We start from the raw sequence: 23008 nt of genomic DNA, 5'->3' as shown, positions 1-23008 counted from the left end.
CGATGCCGTCTTTCTTGAAATTGAATATCCATAAGGAAGAAGAGAGAGGATCCCATCCTTGCTCTTCTTTTTTGCCGTTTGTCCGCATACCCTCTATACAGGAGAGCTTGCCATGGTAAACATGCTCCTCGGGGCGTAAATAGGGGGGACCAAGCATGAGACGAAAGAGATGGGGAAGCAGGCGTTTGGCCTTTCCGTCGCTGTCGTGGCCTAAACCAAGGAGAGCTTATAAACCACCGCGCAGAGGCTTTCGGCCCGTACCGCAGAGCCGAGGGCGTCCTCAGGCTGCCAAAAGACGAAGCACGAAAAAATGGTGGCTGATCGGCGCTCTGCTCCTTGTGTTTGGGATCGTTGAGTTTTTTATGTATATTGAGCAGAATCTGCGGCCGCCGATCATGCATTTAGCCCAAATCAGGGTTAAACAGATTGCCACTGAAGCCATCAATAAAGCGATTACCTCTCAGGTCACGCAGGGGAAGGATTTCGATAATCTGGTCAACTGGAAAACGGACAGCTCGGGCAAAGTGACGGGATTCATGCTGAACTATGCCGAGCATTTAAAAATCACCTCCCATACAACGGAGGTTGTTCAGAGCACACTGGACGATATTCATAAGCGTAAGGAGCAAATTCCCTTGGGACAGGTGCTGAAAAGCCCGATTATCGCTTCATTCGGTCCGCAAATTCCTTTGAAGATCGAACCGCAGGGAGCGGTGAAGGTTCAACTGGATACCAGGCAGCAGGGTGCTGGCATTAATATGATTTTGGTGGAGGTATTCGTTCACATCGTAACAGAGGTAGCGGTTGTCGTTCCTTTTGACATGGAGCCGCAGATTGTGGAAACCGATATTCCCATTTCTTATCTGCTCGTGGTCGGCGACGTGCCTATGTATTATTATGACGGGCAAGGAAAGGCCGTCGGCGAGAATAAGGCAAGCGCGCCGAGCATAGCGATACCGCCGCCCGTTACCAATGAGAATAGCCATAATACGGAGCAGGAAATCTCGCCTGTAACTCCGCCGGTAACAATGCCGACGAATCCTCCAGATGGAACAACGACACCTTTGGAACCTTTACCTGGTGGAGCAGACTTATCCGGGCAGACGGGGGATAACAACACTGGAGGCTAAGAGCGCTGATTCATTAATTTGGCGCCAGCATATGGAAGCATGCTTCATGATTCACTTCGCAGTAATGGATGTCCTTAACGGAGAAAACGCGCCCCCTGGGTTGAGCTCAGGAGCGCGTTTTTTTCTTCGAGCGTTTTTCTTCCATTTCCCAGTGCTTCAGCAGCGGGTAAGGATCGAATGCCCATTCGGTCAATCCGGTATCCCGGTAGATGCCATAATGGAGGTGTGGAGGGAACTTGCCTTGGGTTCCCGGCTTGCCATAACCGGAGCTCCCAACCCAGCCAAGGGTTTGACCCGGCGTAACGACATCCCCGAGCGAGATGCCTTTTTCAAAGCCTTGCAGATGGGCGTAGTAGTGGTAATGATTGTTCAAATCCCGGATGCCGATGCGCCACCCGCCATACTTATTCCAGCCCTTGATTTCGACAATGCCGTAACAAGTGCTCCGAACGGGGACTCCGTATGAGGCAAACAAATCCGTACCCTCGTGAACCCTTCTGCCTCCCCAGTTGCGTCCCATGCCAAATGTGCTTCGGTAGGAATAGTTGCTTTTGACCGGGAGGGGAAATGCATGGTCGAACAAGTCCAGGTTTCCAAAGGTCTCGTACATTTTGGCGTATTGCATGACGCGCTGAACAGCCCGCGTATTCTGGTAGTAAGACCAGAGTCCGATGCTGAAGTCATCGGCAGCATGCCCGTAGGGAGCGAGTCTTGCCGCAACGGTATATAGCAGGTCGATATCATTATTGGGATCTGCCTTGCCATCTCCATCCCCATCCAGCCCGATGCCGGAAAACACGCTGATCGACGTCGGATTTACATCTTCCTGATTGGGATTTAACGGCCCGGCCCATCTTGTGGAGGGGATGAAGATTCCGAGCGTCCGGTCCGGATGTTTGCGATCCTTGGGGTGGACTCTAGTTAGTGTCCGTTCATACTGGTCAATGGCAGCCAGGCGATACCAAGGAATTTGGGTAACGGTGGAAATCTCATCATATAACGACTTCCGGTCTGCAAAAATGGCGTTAACATCCGATGTTTTCACCGTATCGTCAGCGGTGCTGACCGCAACAGAGGCGGATGCGGACACAGGCCCGCACATGCAGCAGGCAGCTGTCAAGGCAGCCACAGCTGCAGCAGTGCAGCGAATCATAATACCGCTTGCGCTCAATGGTTGGAAAATCCTCAATGTGTCCTTCTCCTTCCTTTTGGATTGTCATAATTAAGGACGGACAGTCATGCCTACACTGTAGGGTGAATCGAAACAAGGATTTTTATCCATGCCGCAACTAGATCAATCTCATATCGATGCGAAACAAGTAATATGATGGTTTTCATGATATAATATGGGACAGCAAACGATGGGGTATGTATTGTGTTACATCAATAAATTCGAAAGAAGGTTTTTACTTTGTCTAAAACCAAACAGCCAAAACCTGACTGGATTCGAATCAAGCTGACTACTGGCGATAATTATAAAGAAATCAAAAGCATGATGCGATCCAAGACACTGCACACGGTGTGTGAAGAGGCTCGCTGTCCGAATATTTATGAATGCTGGGCTAACCGTACGGCAACCTTCATGATCCTGGGTGATATTTGTACCCGCGCCTGCCGATTCTGCGCTGTCAACACGGGTCTTCCAACGGAACTGGATCTTCAGGAGCCCGAACGCGTAGCGGAAGCGGCGGAACAGATGAACCTGCGTCACTGCGTAGTAACAAGCGTAGCACGGGATGATCTGAAAGATGGCGGGGCCTACATATTCGCTGAAACGGTTAAAGCCATTCGCAGACGTCTGCCGCTCTGCTCGGTGGAAGTGCTGATTCCGGATTTTATGGGCAGCGAAGAAGCGCTTAAGATCGTAATGGATGTGAAGCCGGACATTCTGAACCATAACATTGAGACGGTCGAGCGAATGTCGGATCGGGTACGTGCCAAGGCCAAGTACTCCCGTTCCTTGCAATTGCTGAAGAATGCCAAGGCGATGCAGCCAGATATACCGACCAAGTCCAGCATCATGCTAGGTGTCGGCGAACAATGGCATGAGATTCTCGAAGCGATGGACGACCTGCGTTCGGTGGGTTGCGATATCATGACGATCGGTCAATATTTGCAGCCTTCGCCAAAGCATCTGAATGTGGAAAAATACTATACGCCGGAGGAGTTTGCGATCTTGAAGGAAGAGGGAATGAAGCGCGGATTCAGCCACGTGGAGTCCGGTCCTCTGGTGCGCAGCTCCTATCATGCACACGAGCAAGTGAAATCTGCAGAACGCAACAAGGAAGAGACCGTGCAGTCTTAACCTTTGGAAAGGCAGGGGAAGCTTTCAATGATCGTTATCGGAAACAAAAGTTATGAAGTGTTAAAGGACCATCGAAACGGCTGGAATCTGGAAGCTTTCCGGGAGCGGTACAGCGAGGTGTTGGACCGTTATGACTACATCGTGGGAGACTGGGGTTACAATCAGCTTCGGCTGAAAGGTTTCTATCGGGATAATCATCCTAAAGCTGCCAAGGATTCTACCTTCTCCAGCATGTCCGATTACATTAACGAATACTGCAATTTTGGTTGTGCTCACTTCGTGCTTCAGAAAACCAAGGAGCAGCAGAAGGATAGCAAAGACCATTCCAATTCCAAAGAACCTGCGGAGATTCGCGATTTATCCCCCAAGGAAACCCAGGGTGAGGGGGAAGCGAAGGGAAGCAAGGAAATCCAGCAGGAGGGTCCCAAACCGGGCAAGGAGCACAAGGACCAACGCGAACGGCGCGAAGCGAAGGAATCCAGACGCGAGCCGCGCGATCCTAAAGAATCCAAAGAGAAGGAAGCAAAGCCTTCCAAGGAGCCTAATCCTCCGGCTGAACAGCCGCAATAAAAAAGAACGGTCACCAGTAAGGCTGGTGGCCGTTCTTTTGTAGTCGTTCTTCTTAATATTAGCCAAGAAATGCATCACGGACACGGTTCCAGAACGGGAACGGCCGATAGCGTGCAAAACTGACCTGCTGTTCCGCCACTTGGCAGCGCACGGATACGAGATCGTCAATCGAGATATTCACATGATCGATAGTTAGCAGCAAACGCTGTTCTTTACGCGAAAATATATCACAATGATGATGCTTCGGCAGGAGCAGCGGTGAGCCCAGCGTACGGAAAATCCGATTGTTAATCGAGGCGATTTCCGCGATCTGCAGAGCATCGATGGAAGGATGAACCATTGCTCCGCCGACACTTTTGTTATAAGCCGTGCTGCCGGATGGCGTGGACACGCAAATCCCGTCTCCCCTGAACATCTCAAAGGTTACGTCGTTGATGTCAATCTGCGCGACAACGGTGCCGTCAACGCCTTTAAGCGTGAATTCGTTTAAAGCAATGTAAGAGGACGTTCCTGATTTCTTATGAATTTCCAGTTGAACCAGGGGGTACTTGACGAGGCGCGGCTTCACGTTGCCGTGTTCGCCTTCTCCGCTCATATGATCAATTAGCTCTGTCAGTTCATCGGCCTTCCAATCAGCATAGAATCCCAAATGGCCCGTGTGGACACCGACAAAAGCGAGGTCAGGAATACGGTCTATAAAAGTATGGAAAGCATGCAGCATCGTACCGTCTCCGCCGATCGAGACCACAATCTCCGGAGATTCTGCATCCAGCACAAACCCCCGCTGTTCCGCCAGCTTGTGAAATTGCTGGGTCAGCTCGACAGACAATGGGTCACCGCGGTCCAGAACATAATATCTCAAGTTGATAAGCTCCTTTGTAAGGTTATATAAAGATGATAATCAATCTTGAAGAAGAACACAATGTTCACCTTGGGAATTTGCGGATTTTCTGCTGCAGTCCTCGAATGATCTGAATAAACAACGCAACCGCAATCAGGAAACTGAGCAGGATGCAGAAAGCCGCCATAATATGGCTATACCCGTTTAGGGCGGAATCCGAAACAGCCGGAAGGGCCATGGTCGGTATCGAAGATCCCATGATACTTTTCCACAGCAGCAATACAGCGACCGCGGCAATCACACCATGAATCAGTCTTGCAATGACAAAAGGAAAATATCTGAGGTTGGTAGAGTTCAGGATGCTAATGATCTGGGCATGGACGGACAAACCGCCCCATGACAATATAAAGGCAGCCGCGGCCGCTTTGTATGGCAATGGAATTGCAGCCCCCGCTTCCCCGGCATATCGGGCACCGAGTGTGACCTCAAACAACCCGCCTACGATGGCAGTGGATAAGGATTCAGGCATCCCAACCAGAGATAACATCAAACTGATAACTTCAGTTAGCGCAGGCATAACGCCGGCACGGGTCCAGAGCTCAAGAAACACGGAGAAGAAAACCACAAGCCCGCCGACAACGATAATGAGCTGAAGCGATGATTGTATCGCTTGTCTTAACAGGGTGCCGAGGTCCCGCCCATCCTGCTCACGAGCCGCATGCATGGCATGCAGGGCGGACTTGAGTCTGCTTGTCTTAGCCTGGGACAGGCGGAGTGAATCGGTTGCTGTTTTGGATCCATGCCTGCCATGGAATCTCATAATCAACCCCACAAGGAAACCTCCGCCATAATGGGACAAGGCAAGGAGCAAACCGATCTTGGGGTCATGAAAGAAGCCGATGGAGACGGCACCAATTAGAAATATAGGGTCAGAAGAGGTGGTGAAAGCGACAAGCCGCTCACCTTCCTCCCGGTTTACCATTTTTTGTTCCCATAGCTTGGCGGTTAATTTGGCACCGACCGGGTATCCTGAAACATATCCCATTGCTGCAACGAATCCTCCGGCCCCCGGAATACGAAATAACGGTCTCATCATAGGGTCCAGGAGCGTGCCAATCAGGTGGACTACGCCGAACCCTAGCAGCACCTCTGAAATAACGAAGAACGGGAACAGGGAAGGGAACAGCACGTCCCACCATATCGACAGGCCACGGAGTGCGGATTGAAGCGCCGCTTCGGGAAATAATGCCATTAGGACAATTACGCTGAGCAGTGCCGCCACGAGCAAGAGCCAGCCCATTTTTTTCATGGTCATAATAAGAAATACGCCCCCTGGCATCGATGTGAATGATGGAAATATAGGTCCGTTGTTAAAAATCTATGCAGGATATAGGACAAACAGTATAAAAAACATGGGAAAGCGGTTACAATTGTGCTTTATTTTCGGGGATCTTGTGCTATAATAAAAAACATCAAAGCACATCTTTCGTATTATGTTTGGATGGAGTGATGATCATGAGCATAGTCGCAGGTATCCTAGTATGCGCCTTCGTTTATGTTATACGTGCTTCTCTCGTCCAGAGTGAAGAGGACTGGCGCAGTTATTAATAAGTTCTAAAAGGTGCTAACCATTGCTTAGCGCCTTTTTTTGTTGTTTTTTGTTATAATGGATAGGTACATCCAATCGAAAGCGTAACATAAAACAGATGGGAGATTAGCGGATATGAATCCGAACTTAAGCATCTATGATAACCTCGGGGGTGCCGAGGGTGTACGTTCGCTCGTCGAAGCTTTTTATCCGAGAGTGCAGCAAAATGAGCTGCTTTCGCCATTGTTTCCGGAAGATATTATGCCGGTAATGGAGAAGCAATATATGTTCTTGAGCCAGTTTTTTGGAGGGCCAGCCTTGTTCTCGGAAGCATTCGGACATCCGATGATGCGGGCCAGGCACATGAAATTCCCGATTACGGATCGCCATGCCGAAGAATGGCTTGGCTGCATGGCAGGAGCCCTAATCGAAATTGGCGTGGAGGATGAATTACGTGATTTTGTGCTGCAGCGTCTGTCCGGCCCCGCCCACCATTTCGTGAATACTCCTTAGTTCCAATGACCTATATCTAAACAGGAATTAGACACGAATGAAGGGATGGCGAATGGCGTGAAATTGGAACCCTTGTATTCCATCAAGGTGGTTTGCGCGCACTGTGAGCATGAATATGCAACATCCAGGGTGAGACCCAGCTTTAAAAAGGCATACCGCACAGATACGGATTTTTGCGCTTATTATAAATCGGAGAACCCCGATTTTTATGTGGTGCGGATCTGTCCTGAATGCGGTTTTGCCTCCACGGAAAACTCGACCCTGAAATTGAACGAGCGGCAGAAGGCGCTCTTTCACGAGCAAGTCGGATGCCGGTGGGAGAAGAGGGATATGGGCGGCTCGCGCAATCTGGAGGATGCCCTGGAGTCGTACAAGCTGGCTCTCCTCTGTGCTCAAGTCATCGGAGAGCGGGATCGCATTGTGGCCAGCCTGCTGCATCATATCGCTTGGCTGTACCGGTATCAGGGCAACGAGGATCAAGAGAAGCGGTTCTTGAGTTATAGCCTGGAATCCTATGTTCGAGTGTTCGAGCTGGAAGGGGTAGGGGCGAATGATGCTAGGCTGCTGTACCTGATCGGAGAGATCCATCGGAGGCTGGGTCAGTTTCAGGAGGCGGTTCAATGGTTCTCCAGAGTGGTCCAGGATGACAAGATTATGGACGCGGCGATGATACGCGCATCCAGAGAGCAATGGAAGCTGATATCCGAGCGGATACGGGAGCAGAAGAACGAGGCACTCAAGGCAGAGTCATAATGCAAATAGCCCGCTGAAGGGTGGATCAGCAGGCTGTTGGACTAACACGAATAGCTAAACTTATGCTCTGGCGAAATTAGCGTAATCGCTGATCCGTGAGCAAGTAGTCGATGTCGCTGTCCAGAACGGTTACTTTGTTGTGGCAGCAGGGAAAGATCAGCAACTTCTTTTTTCCTTCCCTTACGCTTATCAGCTCTTTGGGTTTCATCGGCAGCAATACATTGTCGGTTCCGCAGAATGGGCAGCTGTGTACATATACGTCGTTTCCAACGACATCATAGGGCCAAGTATTGGAAAAAGGAATCATGAGTTCTCCGATGATGGTGACTCATCGTCTTTTTTCGTTGCTTTCGCTTCTTCATTCTTGGCAAGCTCGGCAATTTTCTGCATTAATATATGCTGAGGCATATGCATCAGCTGTTCCAGCGGAACGCCCAGCTGCTTGGACAGTGTAACCGCCGTCTCCGGTGATATTTGCAAAGGTCTCATGGCTTCTAGCTCCTCCAGCAGTAAATTGGTTGTAACAGTGATAACATCAATTGAGTTATATATAGTTATACACTTTTCCCTAAGTCCACACAAATGGTATTCCGCTTGAATTCATATATTATTTAGAAAGGTGATGAATGTTCCATGGCACTTCAACAAACTTGGGATTTGGAATCGATATTTCCCGGAGGCTCTTCCTCACCGCAGCTGGTGAGCTTTCTTGAGGCACTTGAGCAGGATGTACATAAACTTCAGCAAGCCGTTAAAGCATTGACCGTTCCGGAAACCATGGAGGGCGCATCCAGCCTTGAACGCTTCCTTGAGCAGTTTCAGAGTGCCTATGCCCGCATCCGCGAAGTCTCCGCATTCGTGGGTTGCCTGACCGCGCAGAATGTGAATGACAAGAAGGCGGTTCAATTATCCGGACGGGTAACGTCGTTGTCAGCGACCCTGCAATCGGTTAAGAACCAATTCGATAACGTTCTCCGTGGTATGGATGACGAACTCTGGACGGCTTGGACCGGTACGGATAAGGTGTCCGAGCTTGATTTCGTATTGAACGAAAGCCGTAATCTCGCCAAAGACAAGATGAGTCCCGAGTTAGAGAGCCTGGCTCTTTCGCTTGGCGTAGACGGTTATCATGGATGGGGAGAGTTCTACGATACCATCGTTAAGAAAATCCAAATCCCCTATGAGGAAGACGGTAAGACGGTCATGTTGTCCGCAGGACAGGCATTCAATAAAATGCATGATCCTCGCCGGGAAGTACGTCAATCCATGTTTGAAAAGTGGGAGCAGGCATGGGGAGACTCCGCTGATTACTGTGCGGATACCCTTAACCATTTATCCGGCTACCGCCTGAAGCTGTACGAGAACCGCGGCTGGGAGGATGTCTTGAAGGAACCGCTCGCGATTGGCCGAATGAGCCGTGAGACCCTGGATACCATGTGGGCGGTCATCCAAGACACGAAGTCGGTGCTTGTGGAATACCTGAACCGCAAAGCGAAGCTGCTTGGTCTGGAAGGTTTGTCTTGGACTGATGTAGATGCCCCGCTGCGCACTTCCGCCACCAAAATCTCATATGACGATGCAGCTGTTAACATTGTGGAGCAATTCCGCAAGTTCAGCCCGAGATTGGCGGATTTCTCGCAAATGGCGTTCGACAAGAGCTGGATTGAGGTAGAGGATCGTCCCGGCAAGCGCCCTGGCGGTTTCTGTACCTCCTTCCCGGCAAGCGGCCAGACCCGGATCTTCATGACGTTTGGCGGAACGGCCTCGAACGTTTCGACCTTGGCTCATGAGCTCGGCCATGCCTACCATCAGCATCTGATGGGCGGAATTCCGGTGCTTAACCAAAAATATGCGATGAATGTTGCCGAGACGGCATCTACTTTTGCCGAAATGATTGTTTTTGATGCGATGGTGAAGGGAGCCGGCAGCGAAGAAGAAAAGCTGGCTCTGCTGGAAGAGAAAATTCAGAACAGCGTAGCTTTCTTTATGAATATTCATGCACGCTTCTTGTTCGAAACCCGCTTCTATGACAAGCGGAAGAACGGTCTGCTCAGCAGCGAGGAAATATCGGAGTTGATGGTGGAAGCGCAGAAGGAAGCCTATTGTGATGCTCTGACATCATACCATCCGCATTTCTGGGCATCCAAGCTTCATTTCTATATTACCGGGACGCCGTTCTATAATTTCCCGTACACCTTCGGTTATATGTTCAGTACGGGCCTCTATGTTCGGGCATTGGAAGAAGGTCCGAGCTTTGCGGACAAATATGATGCCCTTCTTCGCGACACCGGCGTGATGTCCGTGGAGGATCTGGCGAAGAAACACCTGAATGTGGATCTGACCCAGCGCGATTTCTGGCAAAGGGCAGCAGATTCCTGCGTATCCGACATTAGACAATTCCTGCAAATGACGGAGCATATGGCGTGATTTGTTGATTATCATCGGAATAACAGATAAGAATTTCCTTGGAGGACGTTTTCCTCTCAAAGCAATTTCCAACCTATGGAGGAGCCCGATTCGGGCTTCTTTTTTTGTCGTAAAAGAATGAAAGTTGACGCAAAAAAGGGGGCGAAACCTAAATTATTTGTGCAATTTTAGTAATAAATACCCAAATGTGTTGAATATTGTTGATACATTGGTTCCTTTACCCTATAATGAGTCATAAGCCCTAATAATAGGGAAGATTTACTAATAAAGGAGGGGAGAAGAGATGGTAAAACTAGATCAATTATCACTGGCTAGACAATTGGACATCGTTTTTAAAGAGCTGGAAGAAGAGTTGGGAGGTCTAAGTTCAGGAACAGTATTTGTACAAATACGAAATAATGTAATTGGTAAATTTGGCATACGGCACAATCCATTGGCTGGGCGTAACGGAGTCATAACTCCACTTGAGGAGGGGCTAAGTGAAGCTCAACAATTCTCTTTTCGTACGATGGCACTTGAAAGTCTGAAACATAAACGTCACTGGACACACGGCGAAATCAGTTATGAATTTATGGTACGACAAGGCATTGTTGTTGTAGATGCTGTCCTTGAATCCAACTATAATATGGCAAACTTGATGATTCGGTACCCTCGGAATACATATGCCGAAGCTGCTTCGGAATCCTGAAATCATTTATCATATAGAACATATAACGAAAGAGGCGATCTTTGGGGAGAAGATCGCCTCTTTCTAATTACGGCTGGAGGGAAGAGATGCGAATTACAGGTTCGAACGACCCGATAATTGCTGCTCAGCCAATTGAACCAGACGTTTGGTGATGTAACCTCCCAAAGAACCTGTTTCACGGGAAGTATAGTTACCCATGTAACCGTCTTGTGGAAGCGTCACACCCAGTTCTTGAGCAGCTTCTACTTTCAATTGTTGAAGAGCTGCATTTGCTTGAGGTACGACAAGATTGTTAGAAGAACGACCTTGAGCCATGTCATGTCACCTCCTTTGATGTTGTATGTGGATATTATGACTGAATCCTAGGAATCTCATTCGTGCTGGAGGCAGATCATTCGCTGGTAAAATTATCCGAATGAAAATTGCCGTTATCTAGACAAACAAGAGCAGCCCTTATAAATCAAGGGCTGCTCTTGTTGAACATTAAGTATATGGAGATCTTATGGTTCACCGGGGATTTGCTATTACCCTTGCTCCGCCTCCGGTGTTGTTTTTTGGATGCTAATCTGGGTATTCAGGTTCACGGTCTGTCCCGGTTCCAGATGAATCAGTCCGGTTTCTTCATTCGGCAGATTCAAATTGGGCGCGTTCGGAAGCCAGGTATACGGCTCGATGCAAAGGAAGTCCTCTGCGACGCCTTTCGTATAGAGCACCCAGTGTTTGAAAAAGGCGCGGTCAGCCGAATAATGAATTTGATAACCATCATCCCGTTGAAGCATGGCTTCAGCCGGTTTGCCCTCCGGGATCCTTAATATCGTATCCAGGTCGGCTTCCTTCAGGTTTAGTCCGGAATTCAGTTGTTCCAGATGGCCAAGCGGTGAAAAATCTCCGGTTGGGATCAGTTCATTATTCAAGGTATAAATGCCCTCTACAGGCAGATCGAGCGTCCAGCGATGCGGCTCACCGTCAAGCAGGAACCAAGTATGGTAACCCATGCCGAACGGGACAGGGCTGGAACCCAGATTCGTTACACGAACACTCTGCGAGAGGCGGGCCCCCTGAAGACGGAAGGTCATTTCCAGCTTCAGCGGTACTGGGAATTGGGCGATCCATTTCGGATCATCCGATGATATGAACTCTGTCGAAACGGCGCAGCCATCATCATCTTCCTCTATGTCGCTGACACACCAAGCCTGTGATCGGTGGAGACCATGGATATGATTGTCGTTCGCGGTATTTTGATCAAATTGATACGATGTTCCGCCGTACTCAAACTGGCCTTTGGAAATCCGGCCTGGCGGAATGAGCATCGGGATCCCGAAGTGATAGGGCTTCTGAAGATAGAATGCAAGCTCACTTTCATCTGGTTTTCGAAGGATTTCGCGTGAATTTTCAAGGTCTTTAATTCCAATGACATTGTTACCTAGACGAGGAAGGAGAGTCACTTCAAGACGGCCGCTGTTTAAAATATAGGTGTCGTAACCATTCCACTGGCCTTTGGTCACTTGATTCATATCGATGCTCCTTTACTAACAGAAATCATGGTCTGGACGATAACCACATCATAACAGATTTTTGCGGAAAGGGTAAAAGAAATGCTTCAAAACATCGGACGACTTGATTCCAAAATGGAATTGACAAGGGAGAGCAAGAGTTTTATCATTGCATGTAATAGTGATCCAAAATGATTGAAACACGATGACAAGGACAAGTAAGCAGGTGCGGCCCATCCTTCAGAAAGCCGGTGGTTGATGTGAACCGGCGGATCCGCTTTGCTGAATGGACCTTTGAGTGCCAGGCTGAACAGGGATTATACTGATATTCCTTAATATGCCGGCCGGGTATTCTCCGTTACAAGAATAAAAGGCTGCAGCTTAAGTATTGGAGTTTAATGCAGCGAATTAGGGTGGCACCACGGTCTCACGTCCCTTCCGGATGTGAGGCCTTTTTGCGTTCATATATGATCCCATGAGCGGGGCAGACTTTGGATTAAAGAATATTGCAAATAAATGGAGGGCTAGTCATGAAAACTGTATTATCGGGAATTCAGCCGAGTGGCAATTTGACACTGGGAAACTACATCGGAGCCATTAAAAATTTCGTTAAGCTTCAAGATGAGCATGATTGTTACTTTATGGTCGTCGATCTGCATGCCATTACGGTACCGCAGGAGCCAAGTTCGCTTCGAGATCGCTCCGAATCGGTTGCGGCACTGTACGTTGCAGCCGGAATCGACCCGAATCGTGCTAATATTTTTCTTCAATCCCATGTTCCTCAGCATGCCGAGCTGGGATGGATCATGACAACGATGGTGAATATGGGCGAATTGGAACGAATGACACAATTTAAGGACAAATCGGAGGGTAAAGATTCCGTAGGAGCCGGTTTGTTTGTCTATCCAGCGCTCATGGCTGCAGACATATTGCTGTATAATGCCAATCTGGTACCGGTCGGAGATGACCAGAAGCAGCATTTGGAAATCACGCGCGATTTAGCTGCACGGTTCAACCATCGGTTTGGTTCCTACTTCAATATGCCGGAACCGTTTATTCCGGAGGTAGGCGCACGAATTATGTCGCTGGACGATGCTTCTAAAAAGATGAGCAAAAGTAATCCGGTTGAGGGCAGTTATATTGCGATGCTGGATACGCCGGATCAAATCCGCAAGAAAATCAGCCGGGCAACAACCGACTCCGGGGCCGAAGTGGTCTATGATCCGTCCGCTAAACCAGAGGTTAGCAATCTGATGAGCATTTATTCCGAGTGCGCCGGAGTATCCTTGCAGGAAGTACAGTCGCGTTTTGAAGGAAAGATGTACGGGGCATTCAAGAAGGAGCTTGGCGAAGTTGTAGTAGCCGCTCTGGAACCACTTCAAAACAGATACTACGAAATTCGCCAAACCGGTGAGATTCATGACATTCTGGCCAAAGGAGCAGAGCAGGCACAGAAGACTGCGGCTCAAATACTGGATGGCGTTAAGGACAAGATGGGCTTTCTGGCTCGTAAATAAGCAGGGTGCTTCCTTAAGAAGGCTTGCGTTTGGATTTGATAATGAATCCCCAGCCTATATTGAGAATGGAGAGTAGAGCCAGACCGACGGCCAGAAATCCGTTGTAGCTGATGGATATGGCCGAAGCGGTCAGCAGGACGATCGAAGAGACCGCGAACCATAGGGATAAGCCTTTACTCATATGAAAAAAACCTCCAAATATAAAAATTCAAAAAATACGTATAACGTTGCAAGAAGGAGCCATAATAAGTTTGCAAGCTTGCACTGGAATAACAGACATTCAGTGAAGGGAGATATTTAATATGGCAAGCCGCAGCAACAATTTGGTTGTACCTCAAGCTACTGCAGCATTACAACGTTTGAAACTCGAGGCTGCTCAAGAACTAGGCGTAACGATTCCTCAGGACGGTTACTATGGTAACTATACTTCCCGTGAAACAGGATCCCTGGGTGGATACATTACAAAACGTTTGGTACAGCAAGCTGAACAGGCTCTTTCGGGGTCTGGCCGCACGCTGTAATCTCTTTTTCATAACGTGAGTATGGAAGCCCGGAGCGCTATCATTGCGCTCCGGGCTTTGTATTCATATGAAGGGATCGACACTCACTTTGCTACATAGACAAATTGTGCCTTAAACAACGGCATAACGTCAAGGATAGATCGCTTCCAAATGTCACTGAATTGTCATATAGATGGAACGAATTCCGAAGGATTGCTAAACACTTTTTACTAATGATATGATAAACTTTATAGCGGAGGCAGTACTTCCTCCATAACGACAGATACAAGGAGGAACGTTTACACGTGGATAATCACTTGAGATACCAGGCTCCTTCAGAATCCGCAGCACTTGCCTCGGCAGCGCCTGCACCTCCCGATAAGGCGGGGACTTGGAAAGATTTTATCACGGTGACGAAGCCTGGAATCATCCGGTCAAATTTGATAGCGGCTTTTGCCGGATTTTGGCTAGCATCGCGTTGGGATATCCAATTTGGATTGATGATTATGACACTTCTCGGGACCGTGCTTGTTATGGCTTCGTCCTGTGTTTTCAATAACTACTTCGACAGAGAGCTCGATATGAAGATGGAGCGTACACGGAACCGCTCACTTCCAACCGGACGGCTGACACCTAAGGTTGTTCTTTGGTATGCCATCATACTTGGGGTCGTTGGACTAGCTATGTTATTCCTGTTCTCAGGGGTATTGGCAGGGATATTCGGAGCGATCGGAATGTTCGTATACGTTGTGGTATACACATTATGGTTAAAGCGTTCATCAACATGGAGCACATCGGTAGGCGCTATTTCCGGAGCGATGCCTCCGGTGATCGGCTATGTAGCCGTGACAGGAAGCGTAGATATGGCTGCGGTGTTGCTGTTCGCACTTTTGTTTCTGTGGCAGCCGCCACACTTCTGGGCGCTGGGCATTCGCCGCGTTGAAGAGTATCGCGCAGCGGGCTTCCCGTTATTGCCGGTTGTTAAAGGAATTAAACGCACGAAATATCAGATGATTCCTTACCTGGTACTGCTTATTCCGATCCCTATTCTGATGTACACGTATGGGTACGCCGGTATCTTCTTTCTGGTTATCGGACTCTTTCTGGCTATTTGGTGGCTCTACGCCGCACTCCAAGGTTTCCGAGCCAAGGACGATGAAGCTTGGTCCAAAAAAGTATTTATTATCTCCATCAACTACTTGACCTTGAGCCTGATCGTTCTCATACTCAATACCACCTTTTAAACGGTGGAAGGGCTTAAATGCTACTCTTAACCTGATAAGAACAGGATTGCCTGAGACGAAGGGAGAACGGGGAAGGTCATGAATGCATTAAAACGATACAAATGGACTTGGGTACTACTCGCGGTCTGTGTAATAGCAGCTATTTACTTGGTATACAACTCGCTGGGATTCGGAAAAGAAAAGTTTCCTATCGTTCGTGAGGTTGCCGCTTATTCCATGGAGAATGTGGATGGAAAGACGATCACATCGGATGATACCAAAGGCAAGGTGAAGCTCATGTATTTCTATTTCACCAGCTGCCCGGATGTATGCCCGATTACGACACTGGTACTTTCGCAAATACAGGAAGACTTGAAGACAGAGGGCCTCTTCGGTAAAGAGGTTAACTTCGTGTCCATCTCCTTTGACCCGGAGACCGATACAAAAGAGAAGATTAAGGAATTCGGGGACCGTTTCTATGCTGATTATAGCGGTTGGTACTTCCTTCGTGGAGATCAGGAGGAAACACGGAAGCTGATGCAGGACTCTTTCAAAATCCCGCTGCTCGGCAATAACTCGACGAATTTCACGCATGGCAATTCCATTGCATTGGTTGACCGGGATAACAATATTCGGAAGACCTATAATGCAGCAGACCCGGCCCAAGTGAAGACCGAGGACATTGTGAGAGACATTAAGTCTTTAATTAAGGAATAACCTACAGGTAAAACCAAAAGGCGCGCTCTATCGTTAAAGATGGAGGACGCCTTTTTTTATTAAAACAGGGATTTCGGATGTATATACGTTGTTAATGAGAACTTGGACCAATTGTACAAGGTTCATCAGAATTCAGCAGGGGGCGGGTAAATGATGAACTCTTCCAGCCCGGCCTTCTCTAACTGGGCAATCAGGTATTCGTCAGGCGTTCCTTCAACTCCGGCGTAACCCCGGCGCGTATAAATCTGTTCGGCATCAGGAAAGATGTCGCGCAGGGCACCGCGAATTTTCTTGCCGGAGCTGTCGTTATCCATAAAAAGATAGACCTCTTGATCCTTCACCTGTTTATGAAGGCTTTCAAGCTTGGCGGTGTTTAACGTTCCGAAAGTGCACAAGATGGTTATATCTGATGTCAGCAATCGGCGTAGTCGACTCCTGTCGTTCTTGCCCTCTACTATGATGAATATCGGCATCTTTTTTCACCTCTGTCATGATACGGAGATCCTTGGCAGCATTCCCCGGGAAATGATAATCCGCCGTCGAATGATGGTTATGTCGAATGGTGTATGTATAGTGTAACTTGTTTCTTGCCGATCATGCAAAGCAGGCAAAATAAACGGCCATCCACTGGATGGCCGCAACGAGGTTAACCCATGTATTCTAGTAGAAACAGCTCAAGATAATGACGAGCAGAATATACAATACAAGAACCATCCCTACAGAATTTCCATGGCCTCCTGTATGACAATGTTTATGATGATGAACATGACTCATGATTACTTCACCCCTTGGTTAGATGTACGTGGTCATTTGCCACACTGTATCTTATGTGGATTTACCCATATGGACTGTGTGTTGGCCCATCCGCATCTTTTTGGGCGCTGACTCAAGCCAGGTACAGCTTCCTTAGACGGTTGAGATTGGGGCCTCCGGTGAGATGGCCGTTAAAGGGGCTTCACGATTGCGTTTGGGGAGCAGCAACAGAACGGTCATCAGCATCAGAAACGCGATGAAATAAGGTGACACCACCGTTCGGAGCTGACCAGCCGTAATAGGGCCGACAAAGGAACCAAGCGACATGGCGATGGATTGAAATGAGAATACTTTCCCGAGTCTGCCTCCGCCGCTTAGCTCGATGAACAATGAGGATAACGCCGGAAACAGCAATCCTTTAGCAAGCCCAAGTGCAAACAGGATGATCATAATCGGTACATGGTCAGCTGCGGCCAGAGCGTAGAAGCAAATCGCCAGCCCCAATACGCCGATGGCTACTCTGATATGGGGCGCATAACGATTAAGAAACAGCATGCTTAATGTGACCAGAGCTCCAAGACTAATGACGGAGAATAGAAGTCCGGTAGACATAATGCTTGCCAGCCCGCTTTCTCGCAGCGGTATTTCAAAAAACAGGATTCCTTGAGAGCATGCGATAGCAAACGGAATCAAATATAAGCGCAAGCTAAAAGGAAGCCGCGCCGGTGTCCCGTTGTTGATCGGATCAGCAGCCTGACCTTTATCCTTTGCAGTGGCTGACAGAGGTTTCGGGAGACTGAGAAACGCCATCAAGCCGGTGAAAATCAAAAGCCAGCCCAGACTCTGGAATGTACCGGAAAATCCTGCTTTGGCTACAATGAAAGCGCCGGCGGCCGGGGACAAGACGGAGGCAAGAGTGTGTATTACGCCATGACCGGACATATATTTGCCTTGCGTAACAGGATCCCGGGAGAGTGACGCAAGCAGTGCCAGACAGGCCGGTGACAAAAAGGCCAGAACGAATCCGCTGATCGAGCGTAGCACGAGCAGCTGCCAGGGCAATTGGACATGAGCCTGGAGCAGCAGAATCACACCAGCGGCGGTTAAGCTGAAAATAATGTAGCGTCTGCTGCCGTGCCGATCGATCAGATTGCCTGCAAGCAGATTGCCAGGCAGATGGGTCAGAGCATAAATGCCCATCATCCAGCCGATAAACGTAGGGGCTGCGCCAAGAGAGATGGCAAAAGGCGTCAGTACAGGATACTGAGCATGCAAATCAAAAAACGCCAGAAACAAAAACATATAGAGCCATAAAGCGGTTTTCAATATGGCACCCTCCTATCCGGCAAGTTGATATTGTTACTACTACTTGTACGTTCGAAAGGGCAAGCTTATACCTTTTTGTGAATAGACCCGGTTGGCTGACAGCTTTGCGGGGTATCATGTATAATTAATAAGACGGCCATGAACCGCCGCTTTTTTGAAAAGATGAACGGGAGTGAACTGTATTGGATACTCAGGTCTGGATTGAATTTCTCAAACAAAACTGGCTGGTCATTGCCATCGCCTTAATTGTCTTGTTTATAGTGCTGAACGTGGTGAGAACCGTCATTAAGTGGGCGCTGGCCGTACTGATCATCGTGGGATTGTTAGTGTACAGCGGAATTTCCTTAGATAAAATCGGCGAGGTTGTAACCACGGTGAAGGAAGAAACGGTGGACACGATAAAAAAAGAAGCGCTGAACATGATGATGAAAGAAGCGAAGGAAGCAAAATATACCTCGAATGAGGACGGTACCTACTCCATTAAAGCTCCCAATCTGGAGCTGAAAGGAAGCGCTGGTTCCAAAGAGGTTGAAGTGACTTTCCGTGGAGTTTCGGTAGGGAAGTGGGATATCAACGATACGATTCAGAGCTTTATCGACGATGCCAAGAGCAATACGGCCTCTAAATAAAAAAGATAGAACGCAATCGGAAGCGAATGTACGAGGGCGGCAGCGTTGTTAGTGCCGCAGCTCGATTCATCGGTTGAGAAGACATCATGGGGAGAGGAGGGGATACCGTTGATGTCGGCATGGAAGGATAGTGTGCTGGGTGGGAACGGAATCACCATCTTGCTGCTGCTGATTGTGGTTTTTTCATTAATACAGGGATGGAGTCGCGGAGCCTCCCGGTCAGCCGGGAAGCTTGTTTTTTTTCTGGGGGATGCGGTGCTGCGCTTGGTCGGGCTTGCGATCTCCGTTCCTTTTACATTATGGTTATCACCTAAGGCAGGCGAATGGCTGGGTACGGTCTCCACTTTACCGAATCGAGAGCTGCGCTTCTGGGAACAGATTTATTATACAGCCGTAAAATCGCTGGCGGATTTCCCTCTGCTGCGGTTTGCGGTGCTTTTTATGTTAAGTTACGCCCTTATCGTATTTATGCTGCGTTTGCTCGTGTCCCTGATCATGGGAGGCAGGCTGGGACTCTTCGGAACGAGAGAAGATATATCGGCATCGCTGCTGAGCCGGCTAACAGGCGCGGGAATTGGCGTCATTATTGGCGCAGCACGGAGCATTATTGTTATCGCGATCTTATTCATCTACGTCAGTTTGAATCCCGATCACGGCTTTAGCCGGTACGTTGAGGCTTCACCCGTTTATCAGCAGGGAGCGAAGGCAGTAATAGAGCCTTTGTCGGGCTCTCTCGTCCGCGAGAAGCTGCCGGTCTTTACCCAATCCGTTCAGGAAGAATTGAACGGGATCATTCAGCGGAAGTATGAGGTCATCGACCACAAGATTCCTGAGGGCATTGAGCAGACGGCAGCCCATGTCGTGAAGGGTGCATCAACCGATGAAGAGAAAGCGCGAAAGCTCTATGATTGGGTTGGCAGCCGGATAACGTATGATCACGACAAAGTGACCTTGTATGAAGAGCAGCGGATATGGAAAGAGCAGACGCCGCAGGATACGTACGACACAAGGTTAGGCGTGTGCATTGATTATGCCCGGCTGTATGCCATGATGGCCCGGTCTCAGGATCTGAAAGTCCGGGTCGTCACCGGCAGGGGATATAATGGTCAAGGCGGTTATGGTCCCCATGCCTGGAATGAGGTCTACTTGAGTGAAGAGAAGCGATGGATACCGCTGGACCCGACCTGGGCACAGAGCGGAAACTGGTTTAACCCGCCGCGCTTTAATGAGACGCATATTAAAGAGCAGGTGTTTTGATCGTGTGTTGATATGGAGAAGGGCGGACTTTGGAGCAAGGCAAGTCCGCCCTTTCCCATCAGGAGGGCCCTTCCAGATGAAGTGGGGGGACGATTATGTTAATATGGGTTTATGTGATTGTGGATAAAGGGGAGAAGCATACGTGAAAGGTTTTAGGCCGGATAAGCGCAAACAAGAAGAACGAGATGCCGGCAGTCAGTTTAACTTGCGGGTTAATCTATTTTTTTTCAGCACTTTTATTATATTCTGTGTCGTTATTATACGTCTTGCTATACTGCAGTTCGTTGAGGGGCCTGAGCTAAAGGAGCTCGAAACCGGCGGGCAGGTTAAAAATTTCCCGCTACAGCCGATCCGGGGCAGCATCATCGATGCTTCCGGAACGCCGCTTGCCTACTCGACACCTTCCCAAGCACTATATTTAACGCTGTTAAAGGATTACAGTTCATCCGAGCGAGGGAAAAAGAACCGTCCGGAGATTCAAAAACTGGCCGAGGAAATGGTCAAGGTCTTCGAACAGTATGGTGATCCAAAAGCCGAAAAGCTGACGGTGGATGATGTGATCAAAGCGATGGACCTGGAGTTTAACAAGCAGCCGGGTTATGAGCCGAGACGCATAAAAGCGAATCTCTCGACCAAAGAAGTGGCCTACTTTATGGAGCATAAAAATGAATATCCTGGAGTCGAGGTTGTCGAAGAGAGTCAGCGTCAATACAACCCGGATAAAATCGCCGTTCAAACGATTGGTTATTTGAAAGAATTCCGCGGAAATAAGACACTCGATAAATATAAACAGATCGATGAGCAGAACAAGAAACAAAAAGATCCGGGACTCATCTACACGGAGCAGGAGAAGGTCGGTGTAGACGGACTTGAAATGATGTTCCAGGATGAGCTGCGCGGCAAGAACGGATATATTGGTATTCCCATTAATCCGCAGAACATGGCGGACGGGGTGCCAACCATGATCGCCCCGGAGAAGGGCTACAATATTCATACGACGATCCACAAGGATATTCAGAAGGTGACGCAGCAGGCGATAATAGATCAGCTGAAATGGCTTCACGCCAATCCGGTTTCCGGTAAAACGCATCCGAATGCGCAAACCGGTTATGCTGTAGCGATGGAAGTGGATACCGGCAACATTGTTGCCATGGCCAGTATGCCGGATTATGACCCGAATGTGTGGGAGAATGGGACCGATGATGCTAATTGGGAAACCGTCATGAAGTATTACGGCAACGGGACGATCTCTCCATACAGTTCCGGTCGATCCGGCAACAATCTGGAATCGGTTGTACTGCTCGGTTCCACTATGAAGCCATTGACGGTATTAATTGGACTTAATGAAAAATTGTTCGGGCCGAACGATTATTATTATGATGGCGGTGCAGCATTTTTCGGTAAGGATAATACGAGAGTCCGGAACTCGGGCGGTAAAGCCTATGGATCTCTGAATGCCCGACAAGCGATCGAGCATTCCTCCAACGCCTTTATGGTTGACTGGATCGGGGAACGACTGTATAACAAATACGGCTCCAAATCCGTTGATAAATGGGATGAATACATGAAAGAATTCGGTCTTGGGGTATCTACCGAATCCGGTCTGCCAAAGGAGCATAAGGGAATCATCGAGTATACCAATATCGAGCAGGCGGGAAGTTATCTGGCTTCCATGGCATACGCTTCATTCGGACAGTCCGGTAAATACACGACGCTCCAATTGGCACAGTATGCCAGCACCCTTGCCAATCGGGGAGAACGCATCCGGCCGCAGCTTGCGAGCAAGATTGTGGATCAGGACGGCAATGTGATCAAGGAATTCAAACGCGAGGTATTAAATAAAGCGGAATTCCCGCAGCAGTACTGGAATGAAGTCATTGCAGGGATGAATACGCAAGGACTTCGAGCATTTGAAGATTTTAAATATGATTTTGCACGGAAGACAGGAACATCCGAGCAGGATATTTATAAAAACGGTACTCGGATCCGGGTGGAAAACGGAGTGTTCATCGCCTTTGCGCCACGGCAAAATCCGAAGCTGGCCGTCGCCGTGGTCATTCCGGAAGCAGGCTTCGGTTCCCAGAGTGCCGCGCCGGTTGCCCGTAAAATTTTTGACGCGTATGACGAGATTTACGGACTCGATGGTACGCCTCACCCTAAAAAAACCGAGGGTGAGAATGGGGATGGCAGTAACGAATAAGAGGATATTTGCAAAAACGGCAGCCAAGAGCCCTAAATGGGTTGGCTGCCTTTTCTTTATCCGTTACACATGGGCGTCCGGAGCTTTGTCCGCCACCAGATTCAGGACGACGTTAAACTTCAGCAGCGCTTTGAGGCCGCAGAGTACCATGGTGTATCCTCCCATGGAATCAATAGCTCCCTGCACCATTTCATCCGCACTGCCTGTAAATCCGGAGTGGGTAATGGCAACGAAGGTCTCATGATCGCCCCGTGGCGTGAATGTCCATTCGGTTTTGGTCTGGTCCGAAGACTCGATCACGATGCGGCGATTGACTTCGATATGTTGAACGTACACGTCATCATGTACCCCATACATCTCCCAATCCCAGCGAATATGGCGGCCTTCTTCCAGCTTGCCGCTGCTTTTGGTAAACCAGAACTTGGTTGTCATCTCAGGGTCGATGAAAGCCTCGAATACTTCTGAAACGGGTCTTCGAATCAACATCTCTGCCGTCATGACAGGGGTCTTATGGGGTTTGGTCATATGAATTTTATAACTCCTTTCGGGGTTGTCTTCAGTAATATCGTAGCATAAAG

General features: G+C 48.8%; 25 protein-coding genes and 1 other annotated feature. Of the genes, 14 read left to right on the top strand and 11 right to left on the bottom strand.

Features of this window, described 5'->3' with window-relative positions; translation table 11 throughout:
- The first annotated feature begins 155 nt into the window (after positions 1–155).
- The gene (yunB, locus tag DP091_RS21080) at positions 156–1130 is read left to right on the top strand and encodes a sporulation protein YunB (RefSeq protein WP_113060116.1); all 975 of its coding nucleotides are present in this window, start codon (positions 156–158) and stop codon (positions 1128–1130) included.
- Between the two features lie 106 nt (positions 1131–1236).
- On the opposite strand, the gene DP091_RS21075 is transcribed toward yunB, so the two are convergent.
- Positions 1237–2283 (bottom strand): M23 family metallopeptidase, encoded by a 1047-nt coding sequence (locus DP091_RS21075; RefSeq protein ID WP_373456941.1) that lies wholly within the window; start codon positions 2281–2283, stop codon positions 1237–1239.
- A gap of 258 nt (positions 2284–2541) precedes the next feature.
- On the opposite strand from DP091_RS21075, the gene lipA reads away from it, so the two are divergent.
- A complete protein-coding gene (lipA, locus tag DP091_RS21070) occupies positions 2542–3435 on the top strand; it encodes a lipoyl synthase (protein ID WP_113060114.1) in 894 nt (297 codons plus the stop codon).
- 27 nt (positions 3436–3462) lie between these two features.
- A complete protein-coding gene (locus tag DP091_RS21065; protein WP_113060113.1) occupies positions 3463–4005 on the top strand; it encodes a YutD family protein in 543 nt (180 codons plus the stop codon).
- A 58-nt stretch (positions 4006–4063) separates the two neighbouring features.
- On the opposite strand, the gene DP091_RS21060 is transcribed toward DP091_RS21065, so the two are convergent.
- Both DP091_RS21060 and ylbJ read right to left on the bottom strand, forming a co-directional pair.
- On the bottom strand, positions 4064–4867 hold the full coding sequence (locus DP091_RS21060) for an NAD kinase (RefSeq protein ID WP_009591431.1): 804 nt from the start codon (positions 4865–4867) through the stop codon (positions 4064–4066).
- A 64-nt stretch (positions 4868–4931) separates the two neighbouring features.
- Positions 4932–6161 (bottom strand): sporulation integral membrane protein YlbJ, encoded by a 1230-nt coding sequence (ylbJ, locus tag DP091_RS21055; RefSeq protein ID WP_113060112.1) that lies wholly within the window; start codon positions 6159–6161, stop codon positions 4932–4934.
- Positions 6162–6569: 408 nt separating this feature from the next.
- On the opposite strand from ylbJ, the gene DP091_RS21050 reads away from it, so the two are divergent.
- Complete coding sequence (locus tag DP091_RS21050) at positions 6570–6947, top strand: globin domain-containing protein (RefSeq protein WP_071222368.1); 378 nt, start codon at positions 6570–6572, stop codon at positions 6945–6947.
- A 57-nt stretch (positions 6948–7004) separates the two neighbouring features.
- Positions 7005–7700, top strand: coding sequence for a DUF2225 domain-containing protein (locus DP091_RS21045; RefSeq protein WP_258394640.1), 696 nt, complete (start codon positions 7005–7007; stop codon positions 7698–7700).
- 76 nt (positions 7701–7776) lie between these two features.
- On the opposite strand, the gene DP091_RS21040 is transcribed toward DP091_RS21045, so the two are convergent.
- The gene (locus DP091_RS21040) at positions 7777–8007 is read right to left on the bottom strand and encodes a hypothetical protein (protein ID WP_071222370.1); all 231 of its coding nucleotides are present in this window, start codon (positions 8005–8007) and stop codon (positions 7777–7779) included.
- Positions 8004–8189, bottom strand: coding sequence for a YycC family protein (locus tag DP091_RS21035; RefSeq protein ID WP_071222371.1), 186 nt, complete (start codon positions 8187–8189; stop codon positions 8004–8006). The genes DP091_RS21040 and DP091_RS21035 overlap by 4 nt, the downstream gene beginning before the upstream one ends.
- A 144-nt stretch (positions 8190–8333) precedes the next feature.
- Here DP091_RS21035 and DP091_RS21030 point away from each other — a divergent pair, with 144 nt between their 5' ends.
- Both DP091_RS21030 and DP091_RS21025 read left to right on the top strand, forming a co-directional pair.
- Positions 8334–10127 (top strand): M3 family oligoendopeptidase, encoded by a 1794-nt coding sequence (locus DP091_RS21030; RefSeq protein WP_113060110.1) that lies wholly within the window; start codon positions 8334–8336, stop codon positions 10125–10127.
- A 283-nt stretch (positions 10128–10410) separates the two neighbouring features.
- Complete coding sequence (locus tag DP091_RS21025) at positions 10411–10815, top strand: O-methyltransferase (RefSeq protein ID WP_113060109.1); 405 nt, start codon at positions 10411–10413, stop codon at positions 10813–10815.
- A 93-nt stretch (positions 10816–10908) separates the two neighbouring features.
- Here DP091_RS21025 and DP091_RS21020 read toward each other — a convergent pair whose 3' ends face one another.
- Positions 10909–11130: an alpha/beta-type small acid-soluble spore protein gene (locus tag DP091_RS21020; RefSeq protein WP_113060108.1), complete on the bottom strand. Its 222-nt coding sequence runs from the start codon at positions 11128–11130 to the stop codon at positions 10909–10911.
- Positions 11131–11339: 209 nt separating this feature from the next.
- Positions 11340–12329: an aldose 1-epimerase gene (locus tag DP091_RS21015; protein WP_113060107.1), complete on the bottom strand. Its 990-nt coding sequence runs from the start codon at positions 12327–12329 to the stop codon at positions 11340–11342.
- A 175-nt stretch (positions 12330–12504) separates the two neighbouring features.
- Positions 12505–12748 (top strand) — a binding site (T-box leader).
- A gap of 90 nt (positions 12749–12838) precedes the next feature.
- Here DP091_RS21015 and trpS point away from each other — a divergent pair.
- Positions 12839–13825, top strand: a complete 987-nt coding sequence (gene trpS / locus DP091_RS21010) for a tryptophan--tRNA ligase (protein ID WP_113060106.1) — start codon at positions 12839–12841, stop codon at positions 13823–13825.
- Positions 13826–13838: 13 nt separating this feature from the next.
- On the opposite strand, the gene DP091_RS31450 is transcribed toward trpS, so the two are convergent.
- Positions 13839–14006 (bottom strand): hypothetical protein, encoded by a 168-nt coding sequence (locus DP091_RS31450; RefSeq protein ID WP_009592873.1) that lies wholly within the window; start codon positions 14004–14006, stop codon positions 13839–13841.
- Positions 14007–14127: 121 nt separating this feature from the next.
- Between DP091_RS31450 and DP091_RS21005 the strand changes: the two genes are divergently transcribed.
- From DP091_RS21005 to DP091_RS20995, 3 genes are all read left to right on the top strand, one after another.
- Positions 14128–14346, top strand: coding sequence for an alpha/beta-type small acid-soluble spore protein (locus tag DP091_RS21005; RefSeq protein WP_009592890.1), 219 nt, complete (start codon positions 14128–14130; stop codon positions 14344–14346).
- Between the two features lie 284 nt (positions 14347–14630).
- Positions 14631–15569, top strand: a complete 939-nt coding sequence (gene cyoE / locus DP091_RS21000) for a heme o synthase (RefSeq protein ID WP_113060105.1) — start codon at positions 14631–14633, stop codon at positions 15567–15569.
- Positions 15570–15647: 78 nt separating this feature from the next.
- On the top strand, positions 15648–16265 hold the full coding sequence (locus DP091_RS20995) for an SCO family protein (RefSeq protein ID WP_113060104.1): 618 nt from the start codon (positions 15648–15650) through the stop codon (positions 16263–16265).
- Between the two features lie 125 nt (positions 16266–16390).
- Here DP091_RS20995 and DP091_RS20990 read toward each other — a convergent pair whose 3' ends face one another.
- The gene (locus DP091_RS20990; RefSeq protein WP_071222378.1) at positions 16391–16738 is read right to left on the bottom strand and encodes a toprim domain-containing protein; all 348 of its coding nucleotides are present in this window, start codon (positions 16736–16738) and stop codon (positions 16391–16393) included.
- Between the two features lie 433 nt (positions 16739–17171).
- Positions 17172–18344: an MFS transporter gene (locus DP091_RS20985; RefSeq protein WP_113060103.1), complete on the bottom strand. Its 1173-nt coding sequence runs from the start codon at positions 18342–18344 to the stop codon at positions 17172–17174.
- 182 nt (positions 18345–18526) lie between these two features.
- Between DP091_RS20985 and DP091_RS20980 the strand changes: the two genes are divergently transcribed.
- From DP091_RS20980 to DP091_RS20970, 3 genes are all read left to right on the top strand, one after another.
- A complete protein-coding gene (locus tag DP091_RS20980; RefSeq protein WP_113060102.1) occupies positions 18527–18973 on the top strand; it encodes a hypothetical protein in 447 nt (148 codons plus the stop codon).
- 108 nt (positions 18974–19081) lie between these two features.
- The gene (locus DP091_RS20975; RefSeq protein ID WP_113060101.1) at positions 19082–20230 is read left to right on the top strand and encodes a transglutaminase domain-containing protein; all 1149 of its coding nucleotides are present in this window, start codon (positions 19082–19084) and stop codon (positions 20228–20230) included.
- Between the two features lie 142 nt (positions 20231–20372).
- Complete coding sequence (locus DP091_RS20970; RefSeq protein ID WP_113060100.1) at positions 20373–22430, top strand: peptidoglycan D,D-transpeptidase FtsI family protein; 2058 nt, start codon at positions 20373–20375, stop codon at positions 22428–22430.
- 63 nt (positions 22431–22493) lie between these two features.
- Here DP091_RS20970 and DP091_RS20965 read toward each other — a convergent pair whose 3' ends face one another.
- Complete coding sequence (locus DP091_RS20965; RefSeq protein WP_113060099.1) at positions 22494–22955, bottom strand: SRPBCC family protein; 462 nt, start codon at positions 22953–22955, stop codon at positions 22494–22496.
- Positions 22956–23008: the final 53 nt, after the last annotated feature.

It is taken from the genome of Paenibacillus sp. MDMC362 (genome assembly GCF_003269305.1).
Lineage (GTDB): Bacteria > Bacillota > Bacilli > Paenibacillales > Paenibacillaceae > Paenibacillus_AQ.
The sequence above is the reverse complement of the archived record's forward strand: the minus strand, read 5'-3'. Positions and strand labels throughout refer to the sequence as shown.